2 protein-coding genes and 2 rRNA genes are annotated in these 3692 nt (G+C 43.2%); 1 reads left to right on the forward strand and 3 read right to left on the reverse strand.

Annotated elements, in window-relative coordinates; genetic code table 11:
• The coding region (locus tag CVN76_RS22400; protein WP_157805758.1) for an efflux RND transporter permease subunit at nucleotides 1–1480 on the forward strand (1480 nt) is incomplete at its 5' end.
• 445 nt (nucleotides 1481–1925) lie between these two features.
• On the opposite strand, the gene CVN76_RS22405 is transcribed toward CVN76_RS22400, so the two are convergent.
• The 3 genes from CVN76_RS22405 to CVN76_RS22415 form a co-directional block, all read right to left on the reverse strand.
• Nucleotides 1926–2765: a tyrosine-type recombinase/integrase gene (locus tag CVN76_RS22405; RefSeq protein WP_100533112.1), complete on the reverse strand. Its 840-nt coding sequence runs from the start codon at nucleotides 2763–2765 to the stop codon at nucleotides 1926–1928.
• Between the two features lie 282 nt (nucleotides 2766–3047).
• A 5S ribosomal RNA gene (gene rrf / locus CVN76_RS22410) occupies nucleotides 3048–3163 on the reverse strand.
• Between the two features lie 64 nt (nucleotides 3164–3227).
• A 23S ribosomal RNA gene (locus CVN76_RS22415) occupies nucleotides 3228–3692 on the reverse strand; the annotation flags it as partial.

Consider the following 3692-nt stretch of genomic DNA (forward strand, 5'->3'; position numbering starts at 1 on the left):
ATTGATTACATTCGGTACAGCTATAGTATTATTGGTCGGCAGCTTATTCCTAATTCCAAGCATCGGCGTCAGCTTCATGCCGGCAGATGAAGAGAAGCAGATCATCGTCACTTATACTCCAGCACCTGGCGAGTTAAAAGAGGATATTGAAAAGGAAACGGAAAAAGTAGAAAAGTACCTGATGGATAAAGATGATGTGGAAACAGTCCAATACACACTAGGTGAAAACATGATGAGCGGCATGATGGGCGGCTCCAGTAATTCCGCGCTCTTCTATGTGCTTTATGATGAAGACACCGAAAACTTCGGGGCAAAGAAAGAAAAGATCATAAAATATCTGACCAATCTTGACTCTCCCGGAACTTGGAAGCAACAAGAGTTCACCTCTACATCAAGCAATGAAACGACTCTTTATGTCTATGGAAATACACAAAAAGACATTGAACCGGTAATCAATGATATTCAAAACATCATGAAGAAAAATAAACAATTGAAAGATGTCGATACAAGTCTTTCCGATGCATATGAGCAATATACACTCGTGACAGACCAGAAGAAACTTAGTGAACTTGGACTAACAGCTGCCCAAGTCGGCATGTCCATTGCAAATTCGAACAAAGACGATGCTTTGACCACTATCAAGAAAGACGGAGAAGAAGTCAAAGTTTATGTAGAGACAGAAGAAAAGACATTCGAAGATAAAAAAGATCTCGAGAATACGAAAATCACTTCTCCAATGGGAATGGAAATTCCTTTGAAAGAGGTTGTTAAAATCGAGGAAGGTAAGGCATCCGATACGATAAGCCGACGCGACGGAAAAATTTACGCGGACGTTTCTGCAACGATCAAATCGGATGATGTTGCAGCAGTAACCAAAGAGGTACAAAAGGAAGTTGAAAAATTAGACCTTCCAGCAAGTGTCACTGTAGACTATGGTGGTGTGACCGAAGATATTCAAGAATCGTTCACTCAGCTTGGAATCGCCATGTTGGCAGCCATCGCAATCGTTTACTTTGTCCTTGTCGTCACTTTCCATGGCGGGTTAGCTCCGATCGCCATTCTATTCTCCTTACCGTTCACGGTAATCGGAGCTTTAGTAGGCTTATTCATTGCCGGTGAGACCATTAGCGTTTCAGCCATGATGGGTGTGCTCATGCTTATCGGTATCGTTGTAACCAACGCCATCGTATTGGTGGACCGGGTAATCAAAAATGAAGAATCCGGATTATCTACACGTGAAGCGCTGCTCGAGGCGGGCTCTACCCGTCTACGCCCAATCTTGATGACCGCCCTGGCTACGATCGGTGCTTTAATACCGTTGGCCATAGGAGCGGAAGGCAGCGGCCTGATCTCACAAGGTTTGGGAATTACCGTAATTGGCGGATTAGTGAGTTCCACCTTGCTGACACTTGTCATAGTACCGGTAGTATATGAAGTAATCATGAAAATAGGTAAAAAGAAGAAAAAAGCAGCTAAATAAAGATCACTGAAAAAAAACCCTTGTAGCAGACACTTAACAAAAGTGGCGACCTACAAGGGCTTTTTTTATGTACAATGAAATGGACCTTGAACAAAACGATATTGAGGAAATAATAATAAAAAAAGCCCTCAGTGAGGTCTTTGGGCGAGTGGATCGATTAAAATGCCTATAACGTCGCATATATCGTCGTGCCGTTATATCAGGCGGCCCCGGAAGGCAGGATAAAAGCTGGAGGGTAAAGCCTGAGCCTGGAGCATTCAGTTGATTTGACCGAGGGGGACACATACCAAACAGCCCAGCAGAGACCGCGAGTAGCGCCTCAAGTCCCGCTCCCTTCCTTTCGATAAGCTAAGGTTGGGCGTACCTGTATTTCCAAGGAAATGCTTAGGCCCTTAAATGACAAAAAAAAAGGAAAGACCATCCCTTCCTTTTACTTACCTATGAATCAATGCTTGGTGAATGTTTGGTCAATCGCATCTTCCAAATCCAACGATTTTTCCTTTAAATAACGCTTTGTCACATTTAAATCTTTATGACCGGCAAGCTTGGATATCGTTTGAACATCTATCCCATTATCCACTAACCTTTGGCAAAAGGTATGACGCAATTTATGCGGATGCACATTGTATTTTTTCAATATATATTGAACCGATCTCGGAGTGATTCTTTGATTGTAACTCGAAAGGAACAAAGGATCTGCTTTATCTTTTAAAGAGTTTAGATAATTCTTTACATGCTGAATGGCCGATTGTGTAAGGGGAATGGTTCGATCGATTTCACCTTTTGCATTTCTGACTAGTATGCAATTCCGCTCCTGATCCATGATGACGTCAGAGCCATTTAAGTCACATAATTCAGAAACACGGATTCCAGTATGCAACAGCAGGTACACGATGGCGATGTTCCTTAGATTTCCCTCTGCTTCTATATCCCTTAACAGGATTTCCTGTTCTTTTATATTTAACGTGTCAGGCACCTCATGCTTGTGCTCTTTAACCTTACGCTCTACAGAGAGCATTATTTGCGGTTTACCTAAAAATTTGAAGAATACGTTTAGGGCGATATAGTGTTTTTCAATTGTCCCTGGGCTTTTCTTGCAATTTTCTAAATTATCAAGATAATCCTGAACATCTTCAGAATCAATCTCCATCAATATCTTTTGTGTCTGGTCACAAAACTGTGAAAGGACACCAGTATACGTTTTGATCGTATTATCTGATTTGCCTTGGTCTCTCAACCAGTCAGCAAACGAAAAAATCATTTCATCTTTAGCAGAGGTATCCATCGGCTATTCCCCCAATGACAGTTTCAGAACTAAGTTAATTTTAACATATATCCCTACAGAAACGAAGAATTCTGTCCGGATGTCTTCATCTGGTTAAGATTATATAGAAAGAAGGTGACCTATTTATCCATATATCATAAAAAATGCTTCAAATATAATATGCCCTAACCTATTCTATATAGTAATATCATTATTTGATTCTTTTTTCATGCACTTGGATACAGCGTGGATAAGAATATATCTCGCAAAAAAAGACCAGCCGGATGGCTGATCTTCGAAATGGCTTGGCGGCGTCCTACTCTCACAGGGGGAAACCCCCAACTACCATCGGCGCTGAAGAGCTTAACTGCCGTGTTCGGAATGGGAACGGGTGTGACCTCTTCGCTATCGCCACCAAACATATGAGGAACGTTGTTCCTTCAAAACTAGATAATAAGAAGGTATTTCATTTTTTCAAAAGCGTTGGTTAAGTCCTCGATCTATTAGTATCAGTCAGCTCCACATGTCGCCACGCTTCCACCTCTGACCTATCAACCTGATCATCTTTCAGGGATCTTACTAGCTTGCGCCATGGGAAATCTCATCTTGAGGGGGGCTTCATGCTTAGATGCTTTCAGCACTTATCCCGTCCGCACGTAGCTACCCAGCTATGCCTTTGGCAAGACAACTGGTACACCAGCGGTGCGTCCATCCCGGTCCTCTCGTACTAAGGACAGCTCCTCTCAAATTTCCTGCGCCCGCGACGGATAGGGACCGAACTGTCTCACGACGTTCTGAACCCAGCTCGCGTACCGCTTTAATGGGCGAACAGCCCAACCCTTGGGACCGACTACAGCCCCAGGATGCGATGAGCCGACATCGAGGTGCCAAACCTCCCCGTCGATGTGGACTCTTGGGGGAGATAAGCCTGTTATCCCCGGGGTAGCT

The organism is Bacillus sp. mrc49 (genome assembly GCF_002803435.1).